The sequence below is a fragment of the Streptomyces qinglanensis genome (assembly GCF_900111245.1).
GTDB lineage: Bacteria > Actinomycetota > Actinomycetes > Streptomycetales > Streptomycetaceae > Streptomyces > Streptomyces qinglanensis.
On sequence record NZ_FOGO01000031.1, the window covers coordinates 1 to 3,848 of the forward strand.

Genomic DNA, 3,848 nt, shown 5'->3' on the forward strand with positions numbered 1-3,848 from the left:
GAACACAACAGCCAGCCCAACCCACACCCGAGCCAGACCCTCCCCCGGACCGACAACCCACACAACAACACAACAACAGGACGACAGAACAACAGGACGACAGCGAAAGGCGGTTTCGCAAGGACACCGTCCTCATCGTGGACGGCCCCCTGGTCCCCACCCGCGACGACCGTGGCCGCCTCCGGCAAAAACTACCGCTGCTCCACCAACAACCAGGTCGTCATCGACTGCCGACACCCGCTTGGTCATCACCGTCGGCACCACCCCCACCGTGATCGCCGACGGCGGCTGTCGCGGCACCGGACTGACCATCCCGCACTACCGCCGGCACAAGAATGAACAACTGTCGGCCTGGAAGCAGGAGCACAACGCCTCCCACCGCAAGGTCCGCGCCCGCGTGGAGCACACCTTCGCCCACATGAAGAACTGGAAGATCCTGCGCGACTGCCGACTCAAAGACGAAGGCGTCCACCACGCCATGCTCGGCATCGCACGCCTGCACAACCTCACCCTCACCGGATGACAGGCAAACGAGCAGGACAGCCCGCATGCCTCAGATCATTTACGGGACAACCTCTAGTAGGACTCCGTTAGGTCCGTCTTGATCTAGGTGTTGTGCTCCTGCTGGGGAGGGGTTGGTGGCAGGTGGTGCAGGTGCCGGTCCAGCACCTCAGGATGTCCTGGAGGGCATCGAGGATCTGGTAAAGGGTGAGTGCGGTCCAGGTGCTTTTGGGGCCAGGCGCTGTTCGGTCAGAAACGCGTGGGCCGCGGTCACGAGGGTGACGTGGTGGTGCCAGCCGGGCCAGGACCGGCCTTCGAAGTGGTTCAGGCCCAGGCCGTGCTTGAGTTCGCGTAGTCGTGCTCGATGCGCCAGCGGACCTTGGCCAGACGGACCAGCTCGGCGATCGGGGTGCCGGCCGGCAGGCTGGACAGCCAGTAGTCGGTGGGCGCCTCGGCGTCCTCGGGCCATTCGACCAGGAGCCAGCAGTCGGGCAGGATGCCGTCCCACCAGCCCTGTCCGGCCGAGGCGGCGGCCCGGATCGGACGCTCGACGGCCTTGCCGGCCGGGCGGGGCGGACACGCACGGTGGCGAAGCGGGAACGTAACGGGCCGCGCGAGCCCTGCAGCCAGGCGAGGGAGGTGAACGCCTCCTGCCCGAGGCCGACGGCCAGGGCTGCCACTGAGGGTGCGGGGTGACGATAGCGGGGCTGGGGCCAGCATCCGACGGGGCCCTTGCGGTCAGGGGCTGTCGGCTGGGCGTCGAACGGGTGGGCGGTCACGTCCACGCGGACGGCCAGCATGTAGTCGATCTCCCGCTCTGCCAGGCCGGCCCGGAAGTGGGCGTTGGTTAGGCGGTGCCAATCCGTCTTCTGTCATCTTCTCGTCGATGCCTCGCGACAGGCGTACACGCGCAACTTGCTCAAGCTCGGTACTTGGTGGTTTTGCTGGAGTTCCACGGCTTCGCCCACGCTGTCTCGTTCCAGCGGTGCGGCTTCGTCCGTGAGGCGCGCCCGGCGGCCGTATCCGCGTCGCGGGCCTGCCGCTACTGCCTCTGGGCATCGGACAGGTCGCCCTGTCCGACCTCGGCACCAGACCCGAAGAGGATGGACAGGTGTGCAGGCTCCCCCGGGCGAGGGAGGCGGGTTGGTCCGGCGGGCGAAGCGGCGCGCTGACGGGGCCGGAAGACTTCCGAGTATGAAGATCAAGCGAGAGGGCCTGGCGCCGGCCGGTGCGGCGCCGGGGCGGGGATGGACCATTGCGCGCAGGGCTGCAGGGTTGGCGGCCGCCGGAACGCTGTCGCTCTACCTGGTGGTCAAGGTCATCTGGGTGACCGTCGCGCTCTTCGGTGACGGGCCAGGGGAGTCCGACGGCAGCACAGCCGCATGGGTCATGCTGAACGCGGTCACGGTGGTCATGGCCACGACCGGCATCGCGCTGGGGCTGGCGCTGGCACAGCAATGGGGGAAGCGGCTCCCCGCGGCACCGGTGTTGTTCTTCTCATGGATGGGGAGTGGCTTCCTGGTGTCGCTGCTCCCATACGGAATCGTCGCTGCGGTGCTCGGTGCCGTCGGGGTGCCCCTGGGCAACGAGGACGGCTCGGAGGCCGGCGGAGACGGCGGCGGGATACCTGCGTGGGAGACGGTCTTCATCTCCGTGGGCTTCGCGGGGATGGCAGTGGGACTCGCCATCGCTCTCCCGGTCTACCTGCGGGAGCGCTGGCCACACGCCTTTGTGGGCCGGGCCGGGGACGGGCTCTCGGGAACACCTCCTAGACGGCGCCCGCTGCTGGTGCCCGTGGCGACCGCGGTCCTGGCCGTGCTGTGGCTGTTCTGGGCGTCGGGGGGAACGCTCGGCCTCAACACCGCCTTCCACGCCCGGGATCTCAACAGCCGTCTGCTGCTCGGAAACGGCGCGCTCTGGGCACTGCTCGGCGGCTGGAGCCTGCGGGTGCTTGCAGGCAACGCCGGAGACCGACTGCCCCTGTGGCTGCCCATGACGACCGGATTCATCGCCTCAGGGGCGCTGTTCGCCTGGAGCTCCTGGAAATTCGTCTGGGCCGTGCTGCGCCCCGGTGACTACGAGCCCCTCGAGCATCCGGCAATCGCCGTCGTCGAGCACGGGATCGCCATGGATGCCGGCATCGCGATACTCAGCCTGCTCATACGAGTTCACCGAGCGCGTGCAGCCACGCATGCCGCCGCCAAGGCGAACCGCCCCACAGCGGGCTGATCAAGGAACCCTGCCAACCCTGCCCTCATGCACTCCGTCGCCGCCCCGACCCCTGAAGCGGCCGACGGGGAACAGCGAAGCTGATGGGCAACGTCCCTCCATTGTTCGGGCAGTCGCGGAAGCCACAGGCTGAACCACACAAGCCCCGCGACGACACCAGCCACCGCGCGCGATCATCCGTGGGACGAGAACATCCAGTCCTCAAGCCCCTGGAACCACAGCAGGCCGCCCGCCACATCGCGAACAGACCTTCGGCAACGAGGTACCACCTCGACAGACTCATCCACCACCGCGAAGTGATTCCCCTCAACGGGCACGGCCACCGACTGAAGAACACCTCCGCGCCCGTGGAGACGGGCTTCGGTGGCCTCGAGCTCGATCTCCAGGAGCCGTTCCAGCGCAGGCAGTCAGCGACATCCTCCGTTCGGTGCTGGCCCGGTCCAGCAGCCGGCTGAGTGCTTCGGCCGCGTCGTTGAGTCTGAGATAGGACAGGTGGCCTCGCAACTGCTGGAAGCGGCGCGCTTCGCTCACTGCATCGGGGACGTACTCACTCCGTGTTCACCTCCTTCGGTGAGGGAACAGTCCGCAGCCGATCGGCCTCGGCCCGCGCGCCTCGGAGGGTGGTCTGCCGGCCTTGTCCTTGCAGGGGCCCGGTCCGAGTCGAACAGGGTCGAGGCCCGCAAGTGCGGATCATCGACGAGCCGCTGCCGGCAGGACTGCGGAAGGGCACGAAGGCGTCCGGGCTCTGACATCGTTGGGCAGGGACCTGATCGCCGTTCGGGTGAGCGCTCGTCTTGCGATCACGTCCCAGATGTCGCGCGATCGCTGAGATCGTCCAACCCGACGACGCAGTGCGTGAGCATCCACGTCTTTCTCCCGCGTGAGCATCCAGGCCCCCGACCAGGCCGGACTTGCGCACGCAGGCTCTCCACAACCACCGATCCCAGTTCGACACGCCGGGCAAGATCACACGATGAGTGGGGAGATCGCCTGAGCAGTTTGGCTGGTCCAGGAGCCGCGGGTCGGAAGAGCGCGACTCCCATCGCGCCCCGTGCTGAGCCCTCCGCTATGTTCTTCCAGGCCCGCGGCGGCGGGCCCCACGCGTATTCGGGGGGGGG

At 68.0% G+C, this 3,848-nt stretch carries 1 protein-coding gene and 2 pseudogenes; 2 read left to right on the forward strand and 1 reads right to left on the reverse strand.

Annotation, left to right across the window (positions count from 1 at the left end; translation table 11 throughout):
• Positions 1-107: 107 nt before the first annotated feature.
• Positions 108-523: pseudogene (locus BMX65_RS31085) on the forward strand (transposase); the annotation flags it as partial.
• A 147-nt stretch (positions 524-670) separates the two neighbouring features.
• Here BMX65_RS31085 and BMX65_RS33210 read toward each other — a convergent pair.
• A pseudogene (locus BMX65_RS33210) lies at positions 671-1,346 on the reverse strand (IS701 family transposase); the annotation flags it as partial.
• 349 nt (positions 1,347-1,695) lie between these two features.
• Here BMX65_RS33210 and BMX65_RS31095 point away from each other — a divergent pair.
• On the forward strand, positions 1,696-2,730 hold the full coding sequence (locus BMX65_RS31095) for a hypothetical protein (protein WP_143081909.1): 1,035 nt from the start codon (positions 1,696-1,698) through the stop codon (positions 2,728-2,730).
• Positions 2,731-3,848 lie beyond the last annotated feature (1,118 nt).

Excerpts from the sequence above, each read along its gene's own strand:
- BMX65_RS31095 (WP_143081909.1), top strand. The coding sequence starts at position 1,696 with ATGAAGATCAAGCGAGAGGGCCTGGCGCCGGCCGGTGCGGCGCCGGGG.